This is a genomic window from Halomonas sp. RT37, assembly GCF_040070525.1.
Classification (GTDB): Bacteria; Pseudomonadota; Gammaproteobacteria; order Pseudomonadales; family Halomonadaceae; genus Halomonas; species Halomonas litopenaei.
This window is the reverse complement of sequence record NZ_CP098827.1, coordinates 4,274,442-4,295,138: the sequence shown is the minus strand read 5'-3', so window position 1 is coordinate 4,295,138 and position 20,697 is coordinate 4,274,442. Positions and strand designations below refer to the sequence as shown.

The following is a 20,697-nucleotide window of genomic DNA, read 5'->3' as shown; positions in this document are numbered from 1 at the left end:
TACATTTAGTAACAGTATGGCTATTCTAGAAGCCAAAGGGTGAAGCCTGTGCCTGAAGTGGCCTAAGCCGGTTAGACCGCAGTGCCCGTGAGGGGGTTACGGGTGACTTTATCTGCCACTCTGTGTGCAGCGTTTGTGTGGTGGTGGCGCCATCGACAATCTGTGGAGGCCTTTCGATGTCCTTTCGTGCTCGGCTACTGCTGGTGATGCTGGTCCTGACCATCGGGATCCAGCTGGTCGTGTCATGGGCGGTACTCAGTGCGCTCAAGACGACCGCCATGGAGCAGGGCGAGAAGGAACTGGGCGTGGCCTCCGGCGTGGCGCAAGCCCTGCTCGATGGCTGGGGCCAGCAATTGCTGCACAGTGTGGATCTGCTGGTGGAAGATCCGCGTTTCCGCGAGGCCATCGACCCGCTCGACAGCGCGGTGCGAGTGGACGTGCTTGGCGAGTACGCGGAGCGCATGGGTGCCAACATGGTGAGCCTGCTCGATGATGAGGGCCGTGTGATGGTGTCGAGCCATCATGATGCCGGGGCCACGGATGCTTTCCCTGACCTCCGGGATCAGGCGAGACGCACCGATGGGACCATCACCCTGTTCATTCATGATGGCGAGGCCTTTCAACTTGTCCTGCATCCGGTGCGGGGGACGACGTCCGTGGGCTGGCTGGTCATGGGGTTTCGCCTGGACGAGGACATGGCAACGGCGCTGTCGGCGCTGATTCGTAGCGACACCCATTTCGAGGTGCAGGTGGGTGAAGGTGAGGACGTTGGCCTTGTGGGGAGCGAGGGTCTGCGCCGAGCCTCGACGCTGTTCGAGGATGCAAAGGGGCGTATCCAGCTCGTGGTGGAACGTTCCTACGAGACTCTGCTGGCCGACTATCAGGCGATAAAGCGCCAGCTGGCCATCATCCTGGCGATCAGCCTGGCGCTGATGCTGGTGGCCGCCAGCTTGATCGCTAGAGGCGTGAGTCTGCCGCTGTTGCGGCTGGTCGGGGCGGCCAAGAGTGTGGGGCGTGGGGAACCTCTGGATCTCGATCGACTTCCCCGCAAGGGAGAATTTGGTCTGCTGTCCTCGACCATGCTGAAGATGCAGAACGACCTGGTGCGCCGGGAAGCCGACATTCGCAAGCGCTCACGCCAGGACCAGTTGACCGGGCTAGGCAATCGCCAATGCGCCAACGAGGATATCGAGGCTGCCATCGCCACCGGGCGTCCCTTTACCCTGCTGCGGCTGACCATCAACCATATGCGCCGGATCAACGACACCTTCGGCCATGACTTCGGTGATCAGGTACTGAGTACGCTGGCCGGACGCCTGGCGGATCTGCCGGCACCCAAGGCAGGGGCTTACCGTCTCAGTGGCGACGAATTCCTGCTGCTGCTGTCAGTGTCTCACCTCGACCCGCTGTGGCTTGAGGATACGCATCGTCGACTGACCCGGGCGATCCGTCTGGATGGGTCGCCGGTGACACTCGATTGCGCCATGGGCGAGGCGCGCTATCCGGAGCATGGCGGCGAGGCCAACCTGCTGCTGCGGCGGGCCGAGATCGCACTGGATCGAGCACGTCAGCTACGCCAGTCCTATCAGTGTTACCTGCACGGCCAGGACGAACGCCATCTGCGCCATCTGTCTCTGGTGCGCGATCTCCAGCACGCCGCCAGCAACGGTGAGTTCTCGCTGCGTTATCAACCCCAGGTGTCGGCCCTGACAGGACGGGCCCTCGGCATGGAGGCACTACTGCGGTGGGATCACCCCAGGCTCGGACGCATCCCTCCGGATGAATTCATTGCACTGGCCGAACGCTCGGGGCTGATCCACCAGCTGACCCAGTGGGTCATCGACACCGGCTGCCAGCAGCTGGCCAGGTGGAGCGAGGCAGGGCTCAATGTGCGCCTCGGGGTGAATATCTCGGCCATGGACCTGCAGCAGCCAGGGTTGATCAAGCGGGTCGAGCGGGCGCTGGACCGCCATGGCCTGCGCGGCGAGTGTCTGTGCATCGAGCTCACCGAGAGCGCGCTGATGGAATCGCCGGAGATGGGGGCGCGCAAGCTGCAGTCATTGCGCGCCATGGGGGTGGAGCTGGCCATCGATGACTATGGAACGGGCTATTCGTCGCTGGCCCAGCTCAAGCGCATGCCGGTCCAGGAGCTGAAGATCGACAAGTCTTTCGTCATGCAGCTGGTGAAGGGGTCCGAGGACGACGTCATCGTGTCCTCCACGATCGAGCTTGCTCACCATCTGGGGCTAAGCGTGGTCGCCGAGGGGGTGGAAGACCAGACGGTGGCGGACCACCTGGCGGAGCAAGGCTGCCATATGCTGCAGGGCTTCCTGATTTCACGACCAATGACCGCCGAGGCCGCCACCGAGTGGCTGCGCAGTCGCGTCGGGGACGGCATCCGCGACGCCGCCAACGAAGAACTGCGCTGAGCCTTGACGACGCTGCTTCAGGCGAAGCCGCCATTGGCGCGGATGACCTGGCCATTGATCCACTCGGCCTCGGGGCTTAGCAGGAAGGCGATCACCGCGGCGATGTCACGCGGTTGGCCCAGTCGCTCCAGTGGTGGCATATGGGTGAACCTTTCGATCTGTTCCTCGGTCTTGCCCGAGCGGAACAGTTCGGTATCCACCGGTCCCGGCGCTACCGCGTTGACGGTGATCCGCCTGCCGCGCAACTCGCCGGCAAACACTCGGGTCAGCGACTCCACCGCAGCCTTGGTGGCGTTGTAGAGCCCGTAGCCAGGCAGATTCAGCGCCAGCGCGCTGCTCGACAGGTTGACGATTCGGCCGCCATCTTCCAGGCGCGAGGCGGCTTCCCTCAGGGTGTTGAAGGTGCCGCGCGTGTTGGTCTCGAAGTGCGTGTCGTAGTCGTCGTCCGCCGCCTCGGCGATGGGCACCGCCTTGAGCACGCCGGCATTGTTCACCAGCGCATCGACGCGACCGAAGCGCTGCATGGCAGTGTCGAAAAGCTGCGCCACTTCGTCGGTGCGTGAGATGTCTGCCTGAACGGCCAGCGCCGCGCCGCCCTGGGCCAGGATCTCCTCGACCAGGCCGTCGGCGACCTCGCGGTGATGGGCGTAGTTGACGATCACTGCATAGCCATCGTTGGCCAGACGCCGACTGATGTCGGCCCCGATACCGCGTGAGCCACCGGTGATGATGGCGACCTTGGGAGAGTCGGATTCGCTCATGCTTCAGGCCTCTGGGGGTGCGTCGTAAACCTGGGGGCGCCGCCGATGGACAAGCCGAAAGCGGCGGCATGTGAGCAGCGATTCAGCGCAGTGCGATCGGTGGATCATCGAGCCCACGTACGCCGGGAAGCGCTTCGCTCAGGTCGAACAGGAAGGTAGCGCCGTCCTGGCGGCCTTCCTTGTGTTCTCGCTGTCCTTCGGTGGCGGTGGTGATCAGCAGGGTGGTCAGCTCACGCCCGCCGAAGGCCGGGCAGGAGGGCTGGTCGGCGTTGACCCTGACATGACCGACCTCCTCGCCATCCGGCGTCAGCCGGGCAACCCGCCCTGACCCCCATAGCGCCAGCCACATGTAGCCATCGGCATCGATCACTGCGCCGTCCGGGTTTCCCGGGTCGTCGTTGAAGTCCGCCCAGGGTTCGGGCTCGGCCAATTGTTCGGGCCTTGCCGCCACCCCGTCCTGAAGGAAGGCGCCGCCATCCTGGCGCAACGGGAAGCCCTCGGCGTCGAGCGCCCAGCGCATGACCACCCCGGTGGCGGTGTCGGTGAAGTAGCCAAGGCGACCATCCGGTGAAAAGCACAGGGCATTGGGGATGGTGATGTCTTGCTTCAGGCAGAAGATCTCGCCGCGGTACAGGCGATAGAGGCTGCCGGCTGCGGCTTCGGCGGCCTTGCCCATGGTCGAGAACCACAGCCCGCCGTGGCGATCGATGCGCGCATCGTTGCTGCGCGTCACCGGGTTGGCAGCCTCGACCTCGCGCCAGGGTGACACGCCGCCGTGGGCGTGGTCGCGTTCCTTGAGGCCGTGTTCGGTGACCAGCAGATCATCACCGCTGGTCAAGGGGGCGGCGAAGGACACCAGCTCGTCCAGCGCCTGGGACCGATGATCGCCGTCTTCGAGGCGGTAGCGATGGAAGCGGCGCCCGAGGATATCGAGCCAGCGAAACTCGCCACGCCGGGCGTCCCAGCTGGGGCCCTCGCCGAGTTCGCAGGGTGCCTCGACGATGGCGCGAGCCTCGCCAAGGCAGGGGGATGCGGAACGGGACATGACGTCTCCTCGAACTTGGCGGATGGCACCTTGGAGCGCGCATCCACCAGGACTGTTGTCATTGTTCGGCAACGCGATCAGCCGTCGCTCACCACTCGGCGACGGAGCCGTCATCGTGTTGCCATACCGGATTGCGCCAGCGGTGTCCGACCTTGGCGCGTTCCTCGACGAACGCCTCGTTGATCTCGACGCCGAGGCCGGGCCCCTCGGGAATGGCACAGAAGCCGTCCTCGATCGCCAGCGCGTTCTTGTCGACCAGATAGTCGAGCACGTCGTTGTCCTTGTTGTAGTGGATGCCCATGCTCTGTTCCTGGATAAAGGCATTGTGACATACCGCATCCAGCTGCAGCGACGCCGCCAGGGTCAGCGGGCCCAGCGGGCAGTGGGGCGCCAGGGCCACGTCGTAGGCCGAGGCCAGGGTGGCGATCTTCAAGCCTTCACTGATGCCGCCGCAGTGAGACAGGTCCGGCTGGACGATATCGACCATGTTGTCGGCGAGCAGGTCACGGAAGGCGAAACGGGTGTGCAGGCGTTCGCCGGTGGCGATCGGGGTGGCCAGATCCTGGGCGATGGTCTTGAGCACCGGCAGGTGCTCGGGTGCCACCGGCTCCTCGATGAACATCAGGTGATAGGGCTCGAGCTCGCGCATCAGCGTCTTGGCCATGGGCCGATGGACACGGCCGTGGAAGTCCACCGCGATGCCCACATCGGGGCCGACGGCGTCGCGAGCCTCGGCGACGCGGGCCACCGCCTCGTCGATCTTGCGATGGCTGTCGACGATCTGCATCTCCGGCGTGCCGTTCATCTTGAAGGCGGTAAATCCCTGATCGGTCAGTGCCTTGGCGCCGGCACCCACGTCGGCGGGACGATCGCCGCCGGTCCAGGCGTACATACGCATGCGATCACGCACCTTGCCGCCCAGCAGTTGATGCACCGGCACGCCGAGTTCGCGGCCCTTGAGATCCCACAGCGCCTGGTCGATGCCGGCGATGGCGGACATCAGAATCGGGCCGCCGCGATAGAAGCCGGCCCGGTACATGACGTTCCACAGGTGCTCGATATTGCGCGGATCCTGGCCGATTAGGTAGTCCGACAGCTCGTGCACTGCGGCTTCCACGGTGGCGGCCCGGCCCTCGATGACCGGCTCGCCCCAGCCGTAGACGCCCTCGTCGGTCTCGATCTTCAGAAAGCACCAGCGCGGCGGAACCTGCCAGGTCTTGAGTCGGGTGATCTTCATGGTCGATGCCTCTTGTGGGGGCCTGCTTGGCCCGATGTCGATGGGGTTGGGTGAAGCGAGCGGACGGGCTTAAAGGTGTCGCGACGCCGGTGTCGTGATGCCACTGGCCGGGAGCGTCTTGTCCAGGTCACGTGCGGTGCGCTCGAGCAGCAGTTCGGTGGCGTGGCGGGCCTGCTCTGGCTGCCTCAGGCGAATCGCCTCGAGTAGCTGGCGGTGGCGCTCCAGGCTGTCGCTGAGTCCACGCGCATGGCCGCCTGCTGCGTCGTCCGTGTGGTCGTCAGAGGAACTCCCGGCATGGCGCTGCGAGCGCTGGATCAGGGCCACGATGGAGGGCCTCAACAGCAGCCCCATCTGGCGCCAGACCAGGTTGTGGCTGGCGCGATAGATGGCGTCGTGAAAGGCCACATCGTGCTCGGCGTGGGCCAGTCGTTGCGAGGGCGCATCGGCGGTCTCCCGCATGCCTTCAAAGGCGCGTTCGATGCGTGCCAGGTCTTCGCCGGAGGCGTTAAGCGCCGCCAGCTCGCCGATATAGGGTTCCGCTGCCAGGCGAAAGGCAAACACCGCCTCGACCAGTTGCGGGTGGGGCGCGTCCAGGCTGGCCATCCAGCCGCTCATCTGCGGATCCAGCAGATGCCAGTCGACGATATCGCGCACCACGGTGCCGCGACCTGCGGTGCGCTCGATCAGCCCCGCCGCGCTGAGTTCGCCCAGGGCGTTACGCACCCGATTGCGGCTGGCCTCGAAGTGCTGGCACAGGTCCAGCTCCCGAGGAAACAGATCCCCCGGCTGCCAGTGTCCCGACAGAATCGCCCGTGCCAGTACCTCGGCCAGCGCCGCGGCACCGCGACCCTCGGCGGGCCTCGGGAGTGAAGCGAGAGCGTCCATCCAGGCCTCCATAATGTTCGACGTTACTATAGTTAATGTCTGACATTTAAGGCAAGGCAGGAATGCCTCGAATGGGGTAGACCTTGGTGGAAGGAGCGATAACGAGGTGCAGCGTCCCGTCTCGCGCTCGTTGGCGTCGTAGCTCGCTGATTCGTGAACATGTCGAGCCATGCAACATCGCCGTCGTCTTGGGCGAAGTTCTGCAGTAGATCTGGTGGGCGACGTGGTGTGACAAAAGTGCTGGAGAATGGATTGAAGCTGAGAAACATCGGGCCAGTCAGTGCCCGCCAGGTCGGCTTCCTCGTCGATGCAATGGTGGGGAGCATCGTCTGGCGGTTGTTGCCTAGGCGAGAGGAGGTCCTGTGGGCCTGACGAGTGTCAGCCTCGAGCGCGCTTTGATTTTCTGAATGTGCTCCTTCCTGGGTTGAAGTGATCGGCAAACGGATGCAGCATCGTCAGCACCAGCCACCAGTGCCTCGTTCAACAGTTCAGCCAGGGAGAGGTCGTGGCGGTTGGCCACATCGATCATGACGGCCAGGCGAGTATGGCCGATGCGCTTGAGGGCTTCCGGCGAGACGACAAGCAGGGCGCCAGACACTTGCTGACCGATGCTCCGCTTGAGCATGACAGGGTCAACATCGATCCGAGCCTTCTGACAGAACGACCACATGTAGCTGTGGATCTGCTCAACCATCTCCTGCATATGTCACCTCGAGAATAGTGAAACGACTTTATCCGTTGCCTCACCCTCGAGCGGCTCAGGCTCGTTGTAAGGGTACCTGGAGCCTTGGTCATGGTAGAGCGTGAAGGCTACTCCCGTCGGGGTCATATCCTCGAGCAGAGCCTGCCCCATGTCCTTTCTCGGCAGACCTGCTTGGTAGCTTTGAAGCAGGTTGATGAACAGGTCACTCAGTATACGAGGGGGCAGGTTATCGATGGCCCAGGGCGTGAGCACATCCCCCATGACATCCAGGAAATAGTTGATCGACCGGTCCCTGCCGGCGAGGCCCCCTTGTACCTTGTGTTCGATAAAGGCAAGTCGAAGTGTGCGTTTAGCCCTTTCCAGTGGTGTATCCATGGTCTTGTAGTCCCTTTTCTTCTCATTAAATGTTGGCTGGACCATGACTGCCAGGATTTCTACGCGGATACGCGGGCGCGGTGCCGGCAGGAAATGGTGTATCGATACCCTGGTGGCATTCAGAGAGGGAGTGCCTTTGGTTGTAGTCTATCCAGAACGATATCCCTGCGTTGAGCGATTTGACCTGAGTTTGACGAGGATCGTTAGATGGGGTGACCGATGCCTGAAGGGTGTTAACGCCATTTGCCACAAGACTTTCTGAAATGCCAGGGAAAGGAGCCTTAAAGCCGTTTCCTTTCAGCATGTATTTTGACAACTCCACTTAGATTGCTCCGTACGTATCACTTTTTTGGCTGGTCTTTGCCGAGATCTTCTCGTGCGCTGGAGCTCTCGAGGGGCCCACGTCATTGTCTGGTTCAGGATGTATAAATGGACCAGCCTGCCATGCGTGATAGACACGATCAGAGCTACAAGCTGCTGTTCAGTGAGCCCAAGGTGATACGTGACCTCTTGACGGGGTTCGTCGAAGGGGAGTGGGTCGAGCGGCTGGACCTGGACAGCCTGGAGAAGGTCAGCGGCGGTTTCGTGACGGATGATCTTCGCGACCGCGAAGGTGACGTGATCTGGCGGGTGCATTCTGGTGATGATTGGCTGTACCTTTATCTGCTGATCGAGTTTCAGAGCAGCGTCGATCCCTTCATGGCGCTGCGCATCATGACCTACGTGGGGCTGCTGTATCAGGACCTGGTGAAGCAGAGAAAGTTGGCCAGCGAGCGCAGCTTGCCGCCGGTACTGCCTATCGTCCTCTACAATGGAGAAAGGCGCTGGAGCGCAGCGCAGGAACTGTCCGAACTGGTTCATCCCGCAGCGACGGAGCTGGCTCGCTACCAACCCTCGCAGTCCTATCTGCTGCTGGATGAAGGTGCAATCGTCGCCGACGAGCGCTGGCCCACGGACACCCGCAACATGGTTGCCGCCATCTTTCGGCTGGAGTATCACCACAGCCAACAGGACGTGATCGACACCATCGGCCAGTTGGTGGAGTGGTTGAAATCACCCGGGCAGGCTCGGCTGCGGCGCCACTTCGCGACATGGATCAAGCGCGTCCTGCTGCCCAATTGGGTGCCGGGCGGGAAGGGCGACCACGAGCAGTGGCAGGCGCTCAATGACCTTGAGGAGGTACACACCATGCTGTCGGAACGTGCCAAACGATGGCCCGAACAGTGGAAGCAGAAGGGACTCGAGGAAGGGCGCGAGGAAGGGCGCGAGGAAGGGCGTCTGGAAGCCGCGCGTAACCTGATTGCACGCACCGCCATGGATGACCGCGAAATCGCAGAGATCTGCGGACTCGAGCTTGAGCAGGTGGCGGAGTTGAGAAGAAAGGAGTGAGCTGAGTCGGCCCGACTCGCAAGATGGATGTGTGTGCCAAGCTGCCGCATCGCTCGATGGCCCGGGTGGCGGTGCGGCCGAGCGCGAGACGCCTTCTCGATTTAGGGTTGCGCATCACGTAAGGCAATGTAATGCAGGTGTGCGTATGTAAGAGTCTAACTTTTGTTAACTCTATGTATAAGGTTTAACTTACTGATATAGAAGAGGTGTTTCGTTTCTTTGCATAAGAGGGTGCTTCGATGGAGGTTTGAGAGTTGTAGATCTCTTGCCTATAAGGGAATGGCTTGTTTGGCGGTGTGACTGGTAGTTGGCGCCGACCGGACCGATGACGGCCCACGCCTGGTGGCGTGGAAGGCTCATTTCCCGAGCAAACAACGGAGTGTTTGTCATGGCGAAGAATCCGTACACCCAACCGAATCGAGACGAGGCTCATGACACTGAGCGTCGTACCGACGCCAACAGCAAGTCCGACAATCTCGAGACCTACCGCAGTGATGCGACCGGGCATGACCTGCGTACCAACCAGGGCACCCGGATCGCGGACAACCACAATTCGCTGAAGGCCGGCGAGCGCGGCCCGACGCTGATGGAAGACTTCATCTTCCGCGAGAAGATGAATCACTTCGATCACGAGCGCATTCCCGAGCGTATCGTCCATGCCCGCGGTGCGGCGGCCCACGGCTACTTTCAGCCCTATGAGGCGGCGGCAAGGTACTCAAAGGCGGGACTGTTTCAGGATACCGGCAAGAAGACGCCGGTATTCGTGCGCTTTTCCACCGTGCAGGGCGGCCGCGGCTCCAATGATACCGTGCGCGACGTGCGCGGCTTTGCCACCAAGTTCTACACCGATGAGGGTAACTGGGACCTGGTGGGCAACAACATGCCGGTGTTCTTCATTCAGGACGCGATGAAGTTTCCCGACTTCGTGCACGCGGTGAAGCCCGAGCCCCACAACGAGATTCCCCAGGGACAGTCGGCCCACGACACCTTCTGGGACTTCGTCTCGCTGATGCCCGAGAGCGCCCATATGGTGCTGTGGACCATGTCCGACCGGGCCTTCCCGCGGCACTACCGCTATATGGAAGGCTTCGGCGTCCACACCTTCCGGCTGATCGATCGACAAGGCAAGGCCCGCTTCGTCAAGTTCCACTGGAAGCCGCTGGCGGGCACCCACTCGCTGATCTGGGACGAGGCCCAGAAGCTGTGGGGTCGTGATCCGGACTTCAACCGCCGCGAGATGTGGGGAGACATCGAGAATGGCGATGCCCTGGAGTGGGAGCTCGGCATTCAGGTGGTCGAGGAAGAAGACGAGCATGCCTTCGACTTCGATATCCTCGATCCGACCAAGCTGATTCCCGAGGAGCAGGTGCCGGTGACTCCCATCGGCAAAATGGTGCTGGATCGCAACCCGGACAACTACTTTGCCGAGACCGAGCAGGTCGCCTTCAACCCCGGCAATGTAGTGCCCGGCATCGACTTCAGCAACGATCCGCTGCTTCAGGGGCGCCTGTTCTCTTATCTGGATACCCAGATGCTGCGCCTGGGTGGCCCGAACTTCCATGAGATCCCGATCAACCAGCCGGTGTGCCCGTTCCACAATCACCAGCGCGACGCTCCGCACCGTCAGACCATCAACAAGGGCCAGGTTTCCTACGAACCCAACTCGATCGAGGATGGCTGGCCCCGGGAGACCCCGCCGGCGGAAGAAAACGGCGGTTTCGAGAGCTATCAGGAGCGCATCGATGCCCACAAGGTCAGGGCGCGCAGCGAGTCTTTCGGCGACCACTACTCCCAGGCCAGGTTGTTCTGGCATAGCCAGAGTGACGTCGAGAAAGAGCACATCATCGCCGCTTACGCCTTCGAGTTGTCCAAGGTCGAGCGTCCGTGGATCCGTGAGCGGGTGATCAAGGAGATCCTGCCCAATATCGACATGGAGCTCGCGCGACGGGTGGGCGAGGTGCATGGTGTCAAGCCGCCGGAGCATCCGCCGGCACCCTCGGAAGAGTTGGGCACCACGTCGCTGGACGCCTCCTCGGCGCTTAGCTTGATGCATCGCGGTCAGCCGGATATTCGCTATCGCAAGGTGGCGATCCTGGCCGCCGACGGGGTCGACGGTGACCAGGTGGAAGCGCTGCAGAAGCGCCTGGAAGCCGAGGGGGCCCAGGGGCTCATCATCGCGCCGTCGATGGCGCCCGTGGCGACCGTTCAAGGCGGCACCCTGACCCCGGATGCCATGCTCAACGGACTGCCGTCGGTGACTCTGGACGCCGTGGCGGTGGCCCCTGGCGATGACAGTGTCAAGGCGCTGGCGGGTTCCGGCCTGGGGCTTTACTACGTGCAGGAGGCCTACAAGCACCTCAAGCCGATCGCTGCACTCGGCGACGGTGCCAATGTGCTGCAGGCGGCTGGCATCGAGGTGCCGGAAGACGGCGTGTTCTCGGCGCAGACCGTGGACGATCTCTACGCCGATTTCCAGGAGGCGATTCGTGGCCACCGGGTCTGGTCGCGCGACGCCAAGGCCAACGACATGCCGGCCTGAGGTCCGGCGATGGCAGACCCCTTTGAACAGGCGGTCAGCACAGCAGCCCCCGAGGAGACTCGGGGGCTTTTTTTGGGTTCATCGCATTTTGCCGGGAAATGCGGCGCGGATCTTCAGGAAGAAGTACGCCGTGTCGCGTTATCCATAGGCCATCCGCCGATCGGACCTGATCCACGGCTTGCTGTTGGGGCTATTGGCCGGTCTTACCCATGCCCTGTATTCGTGGACGGCACGCCGCCTCATGCAGCGGGGCATCGCTCCCCGGGCCGCCATGAGGGCCACCTTTGACCACCTTTGGATTGGGTGGCCTGATCTGAAACCTGTCCTCATGGTCGCCGAGGCCTTATGACTCCCAGACTTGCCAGCTGAGCCGAAACCAATCATTATTCGGCTCACAATGCGAGTCGAATATCGTTGTCATTCGGCTCCTCCGCCTTCTTGGAGGCCTGGCATGACCGATCACGCCTCGACATGGATCTGGCAGCATCCTGACTGGCCGAACTTCACCTGGCACGCGACCGAGATTCAGCCGCGGGTCCAGGCATGCTGGAGGGATCTCGGCATCTTGCTGGGACGCTCGTGGGCTCTGACATCCGCGGATGACCAGGACGCTGAGGCAAGAGCCGCCCTGGATACGCTACTGCTGAGCATCGTTACCTCTTCGGCCATCGAGGGAGAGCGTCTGAACGTAGCGTCAGTTCGCTCTTCCTTGGCCCGACGCCTTGGTGTGGAGGAGCCGGAGGGGGCTACCTCACCACGTGCTGAAGGCCTGGCAGAGTTGATGCTGGATGCCACCTTCAAGCCTGACACGCCGCTGGACACCACCAGGCTGTTTCAGTGGCATCGGTGGTTGTTCCCTGATGCTGACGCAGGGCTTACGACGCTAAGGCCCGGGCAGTGGCGCGGAGTGGAGCCCATGCAGGTGGTCTCGGGCCGCCTCGATCGACCCAAGGTGCATTTCGAAGCGCCGCCGCGTGAGGGGTTGGAACATGAGGTTGATCAGTTCCTCACTTGGTTCGCGTCCAGCCATCATGACCCCGAACTGGATCCCCTGGTTCGAGCGGGCCTGGCACATTTCTGGTTTGTGACACTGCATCCATTTGAAGACGGCAATGGTCGGATTGCCCGGGCCATCGCCGATCGCGCCTTGGCGCAGGCGGATCAGCAGAGTATCCGCCTGTATGCCATGTCGGCTGCCATCCTGGAGCGCCGCGCTGACTATTATCGGCGCCTGGAAGCGAACCAGTGTGGCACGCTTGACCTGACGGCCTGGCTTGTCTGGTTCCTGGAGACCCTGGATGCCACCTTGTTGGATGTCCTGGGGAAGGTCGATCGGACGTTGGCCAAGGCCCGATTCTGGCAGCACTTCAGGGCGGCCGGCCTGTTGCCTGAGCAGGTGAAGGTGTTGAACCGCCTGCTGGATGGCGGTGAGAGAGGCTTCGAACACGGCATCAGTGCGTCGCAGTACCAGAAAGTCGCCAAGGTCAGTAAGGCAACTGCCACCCGTCATCTCGCAGGGCTGGTCGAGAAGGGGTGCTTGGTGAAGCTTCCAGGAGGTGGCCGCAGCACGCGCTATCAGGTACCGGAACGGTTTCATCAGGACAGCGGGGAATAGGTGTCCGCCGTAATGACACGAGGAGAAGGAGCGCCGAGCCATACTGCTGAGCCCCGCGGTTGCGGGGAACGGTAGGACGGGGTGCCGCCCTCTCGACCTCGGTAAGGCACGTTGTCGCCAGCTGGCTTGGTCTTTCCCCAATAGCAATAGTAACTCGTTGAGATCGCCACTTTTTTTCTTCGACTCCGCTCAAGTGGACCACTGGTGACCCTGAGTGCAAGCATCAGCCGGTGTAAGCGTCACCTGGATGAAAGGTGCAGGAGTAAAGACGGTTCCCTCAAGCTAAATAAATTGCCTGAAGTGCGCATCATTGCCCGAGCTGATATCGACCTTGGTTGAGTCATCAGGAGATGTCTTGCAAGAGATGTCGGCGATTTCGTACTGATCGGTGAGACGTTGTTTTTTCTGCCACCGCCACTTTCACGAAGTTGGCGGTTTTTTGTTGCTGTTTCCGTAAGTTACTTATTCAAGTGACCCACTATGTGGTGGATTGGTTGACTATTTGACCGTGTATGGGGCCTTGCCTTGAATGGGATGAATCAAGGAGGCGCCATGGATGAACTGATTCCCCCAAAAGACCGCTCCGGCACCCAGACCCTGAGTCGAGGGCTCGAAGTGCTGCAGTGCGTCGGGCGTGGTATTTCCACGATCAAGGCGCTGTCCCAGGCGATGCAGCTCCCCCGCAGTACGGTGGCCCGCTCCCTGTCCTGCCTGGTCAGAGACGGCTACCTGCACAAGGTGCCCTACAAGGGCTACTACCTCGGGGCGAAGTTGATCGAGCTGGGCGAACGGGCGGCAGAGCAGCAGCCCTTGGTCGATATTGCCAGGCCGTACCTGGAGGCGCTGGCCGAACAGACGCGGGATACCGTGCACTTCGGGGTGCTCGACGGTGGTGATGTGCTCTACCTGTGCAAGTTGCCGGGCAAGCGGACTCTTGAGATGCGCTCGCGCACCGGAGGGCGCATGCCGGCGCTGGCCACTGCCCTGGGCAAGGCAATGCTGGCATCGAAGGATCCCTCCAGCTGGCCCGCCTACTATGCCGCCGTGCAGCGGGTAGCCAGGCCACGCGAGGATGCTCCTGCACTCAAATCATTCGCGGAGGTCCGTCGCGACCTGAAGGAAGCCGACGTGCGCGGCTGGAGCTTCGACTGGGAAGAAAACGAGTACGGCATCCGCTGTGTCTCGGCACCGGTCAAGAATCATGTCGATGACGCCGTGGCCGCCGTCAGTGTCACCAGTGTCATCAGCTTTATGCCGAGAGACCGCATGGCAGCCCTGGGCCCCCAGGTCAAACGCACCGCCGACACCATCTCGCGGGCCCTTCGTGGTGAAAGTTAGCAAGCAGCATCGCGTCCAGGCGCGGTCGCGCGTGGCGCTCTGTACTTGGCAGCCACCACCCACACCGGAGCGTGAGATGGACGTATTGGTCGATACCGGCCCCTGCAGCGCCGGGGATGACATGAAAGGACCACTGATGATGCTGGCATCAGCTGTCTCTGACGATGTCAGAGAGGCCGTTCCGCCTGTGGACAGTGGTTGTCTGGGATCTTGAAAAGGACACCTGCCATGAACATTGTCTTCTCCGATCTGGATCACGCCGACCATGACGTCGAGCAGGACATCCTGGCTTCCGCCGGATTCGACGCACCGATGCTGGCCTGTCGCAGCGAGCAGGATCTGGTCGATCAGCTTACTGACGTGGACATCGCGCTCAACCAGTACGCCCCCTTCACCCGTCGGGTGCTCGAGGCACTGCCACGACTCAAGCTGATCGTGCGCTACGGTGTCGGCGTCAATAACGTGGACCTCGAGGCGGCCACCGCCGCCGGGGTGCAGGTATGCAACGTACCCGACTACGGCATGAACGAGGTCTCCGACCATGCCCTGGCGCTGACGCTGGCGCTCACGCGCAAGCTGGTGCCGATGAACCTTGCCTGTCACCAGGGTCGCTGGGACTACGTCGAGGCCATTCCATTGCGGCGGCAGTCGACTCAGACGGTGGGTCTGATCGGCCTGGGGCGGATCGGTCGACTGTACGCTCGGAAAGTCGACGCCCTCGGTTTCCGCGTCATCGGCTACGACGCCTTCTACCGCCCCAGTGCCGAGGATGGCACCGACTATATCGAAGCCGTCGAACTCGATTCGCTCTACGGCCGGGCCGATGTGGTGGCGGTGTTCTGCCCGCTGACGGAGGACACCCGTCACCTGATCGACGCAGGGGCACTGGCCGCGATGAAGCCCGGGGTCTTTCTGGTCAACACCTCACGGGGCGGGATCATCGACGAGGTGGCACTGGCCGAGGCGCTCGCCTCCGGTCACGTTGCCGGGGCAGGACTCGACACCACCGAACGGGAGCCGCTGGAACCCGAGAGCCCGTTGTGGGCCCAGCCAAGCTGTCTGATCACACCGCACATGGCCTGGTATTCCGAGGACGCGGCTGCCGAGCTCAAGCGCAAGGTGGCCGAGGAGGCGGTGCGTTTTGCCAGAGGGGAGGCGGTGTACTGGGCCGTCAATCGGCTCGCGTGACGAACCCTCGAGAAGCGGATGCAGGATCGCTGTGACGACGGGCGCCTTGGTGCCCGTGCTCTTCAATGCCAACAACGCCAAAAAAGGAAGACCTCATGCCAAGACTCTCCAGAATGAAGCTGTCCCTGATCGCCGCGGCACTGGCGATGACCCCGGCGCTGTCTCAGGCCGAAACGCTGCGCATGTCCAGCGTGACCTCGACCTCGGCCAAGGACGCCAGTGTCGAGTTCAAGCGCCTGGTCGAAGAGCGGACCGACGGCGAGCTCGAGATCACGCTGTTCCCGGATAACCAGCTAGGCGATGACAGGGTGGTGGTGGAAAGCACCATCTTCGGTGATATCGACATCGGTATCTCCTCGACCAGTCCGATGGCCACGCTGTTTGCGGACCTGTACGTGTTCGATGCTCCCTTCCTGTTCCTGTCGACGGAGGCCACCTACAGCGCCCTGGACGGCGAGGTCGGCGACAAGCTCCTCGAGTCGCTGGAAAGCAAGGGCCTCAAGGGGCTGGCGTTCTGGGAGAACGGTTTTCGCAACTTCACCGATAGCGGCAAGGTGGTGGCCGAGCCGGCTGATCTGGACGGCATGAAGGTGCGGACCATGGAGAATGAGGTCCATCTGGCGGCCTGGCGCGCCTACGGTGCGAATCCGACACCGATGGCCTTCACCGAGCTGTTTACCGCGCTGCAGCAGGGGACCGTGGACGCCCAGGAAAACCCGTTGGGCATCATCGACGGCAATCGCTTCCAGGAAGTGCAGGACCATGTGTCGCTGACCCAGCACGTCTATACGCCCTACCTGGTGTTCATGAACCTCGACAGGTACAACGCCCTCGACGACTCCCTGCGTGAGGCACTCGACGCCACCATCGATGAGATGACGACGTACCAGCGCGAGCGCTCCCAGCAGCTGGAAGGCGAGATCCTCGACAAGTTTGCCGATCAGGGGGTGACGGTGACCGAGATTACCCCGGAGCAGAAGGAGCTGTGGCGTGATGCCGCCGTCGAGGCCGACATCTATTCGCTGGTCAAATCGAAGATGGAGCATCCCGAGTACCTCGACGAGCTGTTGAAGCCATGACCCGATGAGGCCAGAAGGCGCCCGCTGCACGCGGGCGCTTCGCTGTAGCCTTGCCGACTTCTGTCATCACCCCGCTGCCAGGGAGAGAGCGGATGAAACTTGTGAGATGGCTCGATGAGTACGCGGAGATCTCGATCTGCGTGGCGCTGATGTCCGCGATGACGCTATTGCTCGCGGTGCAGGTGTTCATGCGATACATCATGGGCGCGTCGCTGTCCTGGTCCGAGGAGCTCGCGCGCTACTTCTTTATCTGGTTGATTTATCTTGGGATCAGCTACGGCGCCCGGGAAATGCGGCATATCAAGATCGACGCGGCGCTCAAGCTGTTCCCACGCTCGGCGCGTCACTGGGTGGTCATCCTGGGGGACCTGCTGTTTCTGGCCTTCGCGCTTTATGTGGTCTGGACCAGCTGGGCGGTCATAGAGCGCCAGCTGATGCTCGGCCAGGCCTCCCCGGCCATCGGTGTTCCCATGTGGGTGGTCTACGCGGCGCCTTTCGTCGGCTTTGCGCTGACCACCCTGCGCCAGGTGCAGAGCATTCGCTGGCGGCTTGCGCATCCCGACGCCGTACACGACAAGGAGGTGTGAGATGACCGCGACGGTATTGTTCTTGAGCCTGGTGGTATTGTTGATCCTGAACGTCCCTGTGGGCATCGCCATCGGTCTGTCCTGTGTGGTGACCATCCTGTCCTTCGGCACCCTGTCCGAGCTCTATGTGGCCCAGACCCTGGTATCGGCCACCGATAGCTTTCCGATCATGGCCATACCGCTATTTATTCTGGCCGGCGACCTGATGGGGGCCGGCGGCGTGTCGCGGCGGATTCTCGGGGTGGCCTCGGCCTTCTTTGGTCGCTTCACCGGGGGGCTTGCCATCGTCACCGTGGTGGTGTGCATGTTCTTTGCCGCGGTATCGGGCTCGGGCCCGGCCACGGTTGCAGCGGTGGGGTCCATGGTGGTGCCGACCATGCTCGAGGCCGGCTACTCGAAGTCCTTCGTGCTGGCGCTGGTGGCGGCGGCCGGCAGTATCGGCGTGATCATTCCGCCTTCGATCCCGATGGTGCTCTACGGGGTCTCCACCGGCACCTCGATCTCCAACATGTTCCTCGGCGGTGTCCTGCCGGGACTGTTGATTGGTCTGGTGCTGATCGCCTACGCCTACTTCTATTCCCGCAAGATGGGCTGGAAGGGCGATGATGCCCCCTTCGATGGGCGCAAGACCCTGTGCCTGGTGTGGGAGGCCAAGTGGGCGCTGCTCAATCCAGTGATTATCCTGGGGGGTATCTATGCGGGCATCTTCACTCCCACCGAGGCGGCGGCAGTGGCGGCGGTGTACGCCTTTGTCTGTGGGGTGTTCATCCATCGCGAGCTGTCGCCCCGGGATATCTTCAAGACCATCGCTGGGTCCTGCGCCACCACCGGCACGGTGATGGTGATCCTGGGCTGCGCCTCGACCTTCGCCCGCATCCTGACCATCGAGCAGATCCCGGTGGCGATCGCCGACTTCATGCTGCAGTTCTCGTCGAGCCCTGCGGTGTTGCTGCTGGTCATCCTGGTAATGCTGCTGCTGGTGGGCTGCGTCATGGATACCACACCGGCGATTCTGGTGCTGTCACCGATTCTCTATCCGGTGGCGACCTCCATGGGTATCGATCCAGTGCACTTCGGCATCGTCATGGTGGTCAGCCTGGCCATCGGCTTCATCACGCCACCGCTGGGGATCAATCTGTTCGTGGCCTCGCGCATCGGCAATGCCTCGCTTGGCACCGTGATCAAGGGCATCGTGCCCTTCGTGATCGTGATGATCCTGACCTTGCTGGTGATCGCCTACGTACCGCAGCTGTCGCTGGTATTGCTGTCGGTGTTCAATTGAGCGTGGCATCGTAAGTCGCACACGCTGTCCATCAACGCCTTTATCGCCCCCGTCTTCCGCTGCCGGCCAGGCCTCGGGAGACAGGGGCGATGCGCATGCCAAGGGGCTGCGGATGGCTGGCATATCGGGCGCTCCGGCCCTTGCCCAAGGTCTAGCGGTTGCCGCTGAGTTCGCCGTCTATGCTTCTCCTGTCGGTTCAGTGACCGCCAATGACAAGGAGATGCTCATGCTCGCCTCGTGCAGAACCGCCCTCGTTTTCACTACGTTCGCCACTATGCTTGCCCCGATGTCGCTTCTGGCTCAAACCGTCATGCAGGAGCACCGCATCAAGAGCTCTGTGGACGATGCCATCGAGCTTTATGTCAGGGAGCGTCTGCCTGATGGAGTGTCGCCCGCCGACATGTCCGAGGCGGTGCTGTTTGTTCACGGTGCCACCTATCCCGGCATTTCCTTCGACACCGACCTGGCAGACGGCAAGAGCTGGATGGATCACACCGCGGAGGCAGGCTTTGCCACCTACTACCTTGATCAGCGGGGGTATGGCAATTCGACTCGGCCGGAGGTGATGGCGCAGCCCTCTGAAGACAACGCACCTTTCGCGCGGGCAGAGACGGTCATCGACGATATGGAGGGTGTCATCGATTTCATTCGCGAGCGCACTGGAGTCGACAGGGTCAATCTGGTGGGCTGGTCCTGGGGTACCGTCACCAGTGGCATGTACACGGCGCGTAACGATGAAAAGGTGGATCGCCTGGTGCTGTTCGCGCCGGTCTATAGCCATCGTAACCAGAACTGGACCAGCAGCCTGGCCGATGCGAATGATCCTGGCAAGTTGGCCGACGTGGGCGCCTACCGGACAGTGAATCGAGAGCAGGCAGACCAGCGTTGGGCCAACCAGATACCGCCCGAGGCACTTGAACAGTGGCGTGATCGGGCGGTTTTCGACAGCTGGTTTGACGAGATGTTGGCTATGGAGCCCGCCGAGGATTCCGACGTCGTCAAGGCGCCTAACGGCGTTCTGGTTGATCTGTGGGAGATCTTCAATGCGCGACCGATCTATGAGGCTTCGCGCATCAGCGTACCGACGCTGGTTATTCGCGGCGATGACGACCCTACGGCGACCGACGCTGATGCCAGAGGGCTTTTCGCAGAGCTGGCAGCTGAGGAAAAGCGCTATGTGGTGATTGGAGAGGGATCGCACTTTCTTAATCTGGAAAAGCATGCCCCTCAGCTATTTGCCGAGACATTACTGTTTCTCGGCGGTGGCGAAGGGCAGCCTTGACGACGGCGTGGCCTGGACGGACGACGGGTTAGCGGTCCAGATAGTTGCGATAGATACGCGCCATGCGCTTGCGGTCGCGGTAGCCCCTGAGTTGTTGCGTTTCCAGGTGGTGGGGACGCGCCTGTCCGTTGTCGTCGAACACAAAGGAGCGGCTGGCCCCCATGATGCCGGGGGCGGAGCTGTAGATGTACAGCACCAGCAACTCGAGCACGTAGTCGCTGTCTTCACCCTCACACAGGGTGTTGTCTTCGTCCTCGATGTCGGCGGCGCGTGCCCGGCGCACCAGACTATCGATTTCGCCGGCATCCAGGTGGGCGTTGGATGGCAGTGGACCCTGCAGCGTCCCCCTGGAGATGGAGGTGGGGGTGTCGCCGTTTTCGTCGGTATCCACCTCCGACACGGTGCAGCGGCGTATTCCGCACTTCTCGTGCAGCCATACTTGGACGGTCTCGATATGGATGCCCTCGGCGCTCATGTTGCTGATCAGGCAGCGGCCCTGGGTGGACAAGCCCATCACCTGATTGATGACCACCTTGGGGCGCCGCTGGCGACGGAAGCCGGCGTAGAGCAACTGGGCGTAGAAGATCCAGACCGCCAAAGTGCCGAGGCTGGTCATGAATTGCAGAAAGGTACCGTGGCTGGAGATCCATTCCATGGGAGAGGTCCTTGTCGGTTAGGGGAGGGCGAGATCGAATCCATGATCTCCACGTATGACGCTGCCTTTATTGTGCAGCGTCGAGCATCTAGAAAGAGTGGGTCAGCGGTGACGGACTTGCAAGACGTGGGGAGGTGAAGGGGGGCGTCCAACGAAAAACGGCCACCGCTCTGATGAGCTAAGTGGCCGTCTTTACTAAATTCTTGGTCGGAGTAGCAGGATTCGAACCTACGACCTCTGCCTCCCGAAGGCAGCGCTCTACCAAGCTGAGCTATACTCCGATGTTTGAGGTGTGTCCCTCAACGGAT

The 20,697-nt window shown here is 62.1% G+C and carries 17 protein-coding genes and 1 tRNA gene; 10 read left to right on the top strand and 8 right to left on the bottom strand.

Annotated features, from left to right (window positions below):
• The first annotated feature begins 176 nt into the window (after nt 1-176).
• Nucleotides 177-2,429, top strand: coding sequence for an EAL domain-containing protein (locus tag NFG58_RS18610; RefSeq protein WP_222517085.1), 2,253 nt, complete (start codon nt 177-179; stop codon nt 2,427-2,429).
• 17 nt (nt 2,430-2,446) lie between these two features.
• Here the strand turns inward: NFG58_RS18610 and NFG58_RS18605 are convergent, their stop codons facing one another.
• The 6 genes from NFG58_RS18605 to NFG58_RS18580 form a co-directional block, all read right to left on the bottom strand.
• A complete protein-coding gene (locus tag NFG58_RS18605) occupies nt 2,447-3,190 on the bottom strand; it encodes an SDR family oxidoreductase (protein ID WP_045993634.1) in 744 nt (247 codons plus the stop codon).
• Nucleotides 3,191-3,272: 82 nt separating this feature from the next.
• Nucleotides 3,273-4,235, bottom strand: coding sequence for an SMP-30/gluconolactonase/LRE family protein (locus NFG58_RS18600; RefSeq protein WP_045993633.1), 963 nt, complete (start codon nt 4,233-4,235; stop codon nt 3,273-3,275).
• A gap of 88 nt (nt 4,236-4,323) precedes the next feature.
• Nucleotides 4,324-5,472: a galactonate dehydratase gene (gene dgoD / locus NFG58_RS18595; RefSeq protein ID WP_045993632.1), complete on the bottom strand. Its 1,149-nt coding sequence runs from the start codon at nt 5,470-5,472 to the stop codon at nt 4,324-4,326.
• Between the two features lie 69 nt (nt 5,473-5,541).
• Entirely contained in the window at nt 5,542-6,357 is an 816-nt protein-coding gene (locus NFG58_RS18590) for an FCD domain-containing protein (RefSeq protein WP_348814917.1), read from the bottom strand.
• 343 nt (nt 6,358-6,700) lie between these two features.
• Nucleotides 6,701-7,060, bottom strand: coding sequence for a hypothetical protein (locus NFG58_RS18585; RefSeq protein WP_348827163.1), 360 nt, complete (start codon nt 7,058-7,060; stop codon nt 6,701-6,703).
• A 3-nt stretch (nt 7,061-7,063) separates the two neighbouring features.
• Nucleotides 7,064-7,435 (bottom strand): hypothetical protein, encoded by a 372-nt coding sequence (locus NFG58_RS18580; protein WP_348827162.1) that lies wholly within the window; start codon nt 7,433-7,435, stop codon nt 7,064-7,066.
• A 444-nt stretch (nt 7,436-7,879) separates the two neighbouring features.
• Between NFG58_RS18580 and NFG58_RS18575 the strand changes: the two genes are divergently transcribed.
• From NFG58_RS18575 to NFG58_RS18535, 9 genes are all read left to right on the top strand, one after another.
• Nucleotides 7,880-8,824, top strand: coding sequence for an Rpn family recombination-promoting nuclease/putative transposase (locus NFG58_RS18575; protein WP_348827161.1), 945 nt, complete (start codon nt 7,880-7,882; stop codon nt 8,822-8,824).
• 388 nt (nt 8,825-9,212) lie between these two features.
• Nucleotides 9,213-11,363, top strand: coding sequence for a catalase HPII (gene katE / locus NFG58_RS18570; RefSeq protein ID WP_213230428.1), 2,151 nt, complete (start codon nt 9,213-9,215; stop codon nt 11,361-11,363).
• Nucleotides 11,364-11,814: 451 nt separating this feature from the next.
• The gene (locus NFG58_RS18565) at nt 11,815-12,978 is read left to right on the top strand and encodes a Fic family protein (protein WP_348827160.1); all 1,164 of its coding nucleotides are present in this window, start codon (nt 11,815-11,817) and stop codon (nt 12,976-12,978) included.
• Nucleotides 12,979-13,530: 552 nt separating this feature from the next.
• Nucleotides 13,531-14,316, top strand: coding sequence for an IclR family transcriptional regulator (locus NFG58_RS18560; protein WP_213230432.1), 786 nt, complete (start codon nt 13,531-13,533; stop codon nt 14,314-14,316).
• A gap of 228 nt (nt 14,317-14,544) precedes the next feature.
• Nucleotides 14,545-15,504, top strand: coding sequence for a C-terminal binding protein (locus NFG58_RS18555; protein WP_348827159.1), 960 nt, complete (start codon nt 14,545-14,547; stop codon nt 15,502-15,504).
• A gap of 95 nt (nt 15,505-15,599) precedes the next feature.
• Nucleotides 15,600-16,583, top strand: coding sequence for a DctP family TRAP transporter solute-binding subunit (locus NFG58_RS18550; protein WP_071211131.1), 984 nt, complete (start codon nt 15,600-15,602; stop codon nt 16,581-16,583).
• A 92-nt stretch (nt 16,584-16,675) separates the two neighbouring features.
• Nucleotides 16,676-17,170 (top strand): TRAP transporter small permease, encoded by a 495-nt coding sequence (locus NFG58_RS18545; RefSeq protein WP_045993609.1) that lies wholly within the window; start codon nt 16,676-16,678, stop codon nt 17,168-17,170.
• Between the two features lies 1 nt (nt 17,171).
• The gene (locus NFG58_RS18540) at nt 17,172-18,452 is read left to right on the top strand and encodes a TRAP transporter large permease (RefSeq protein ID WP_348827158.1); all 1,281 of its coding nucleotides are present in this window, start codon (nt 17,172-17,174) and stop codon (nt 18,450-18,452) included.
• A 112-nt stretch (nt 18,453-18,564) separates the two neighbouring features.
• Nucleotides 18,565-19,734, top strand: a complete 1,170-nt coding sequence (locus NFG58_RS18535; RefSeq protein ID WP_348827157.1) for an alpha/beta fold hydrolase — start codon at nt 18,565-18,567, stop codon at nt 19,732-19,734.
• A 28-nt stretch (nt 19,735-19,762) separates the two neighbouring features.
• On the opposite strand, the gene NFG58_RS18530 is transcribed toward NFG58_RS18535, so the two are convergent.
• Both NFG58_RS18530 and NFG58_RS18525 read right to left on the bottom strand, forming a co-directional pair.
• On the bottom strand, nt 19,763-20,389 hold the full coding sequence (locus NFG58_RS18530) for a hypothetical protein (protein WP_213230446.1): 627 nt from the start codon (nt 20,387-20,389) through the stop codon (nt 19,763-19,765).
• 204 nt (nt 20,390-20,593) lie between these two features.
• Nucleotides 20,594-20,670 (bottom strand) — tRNA-Pro (locus NFG58_RS18525).
• Between the last annotated feature and the right edge of the window lie 27 nt (nt 20,671-20,697).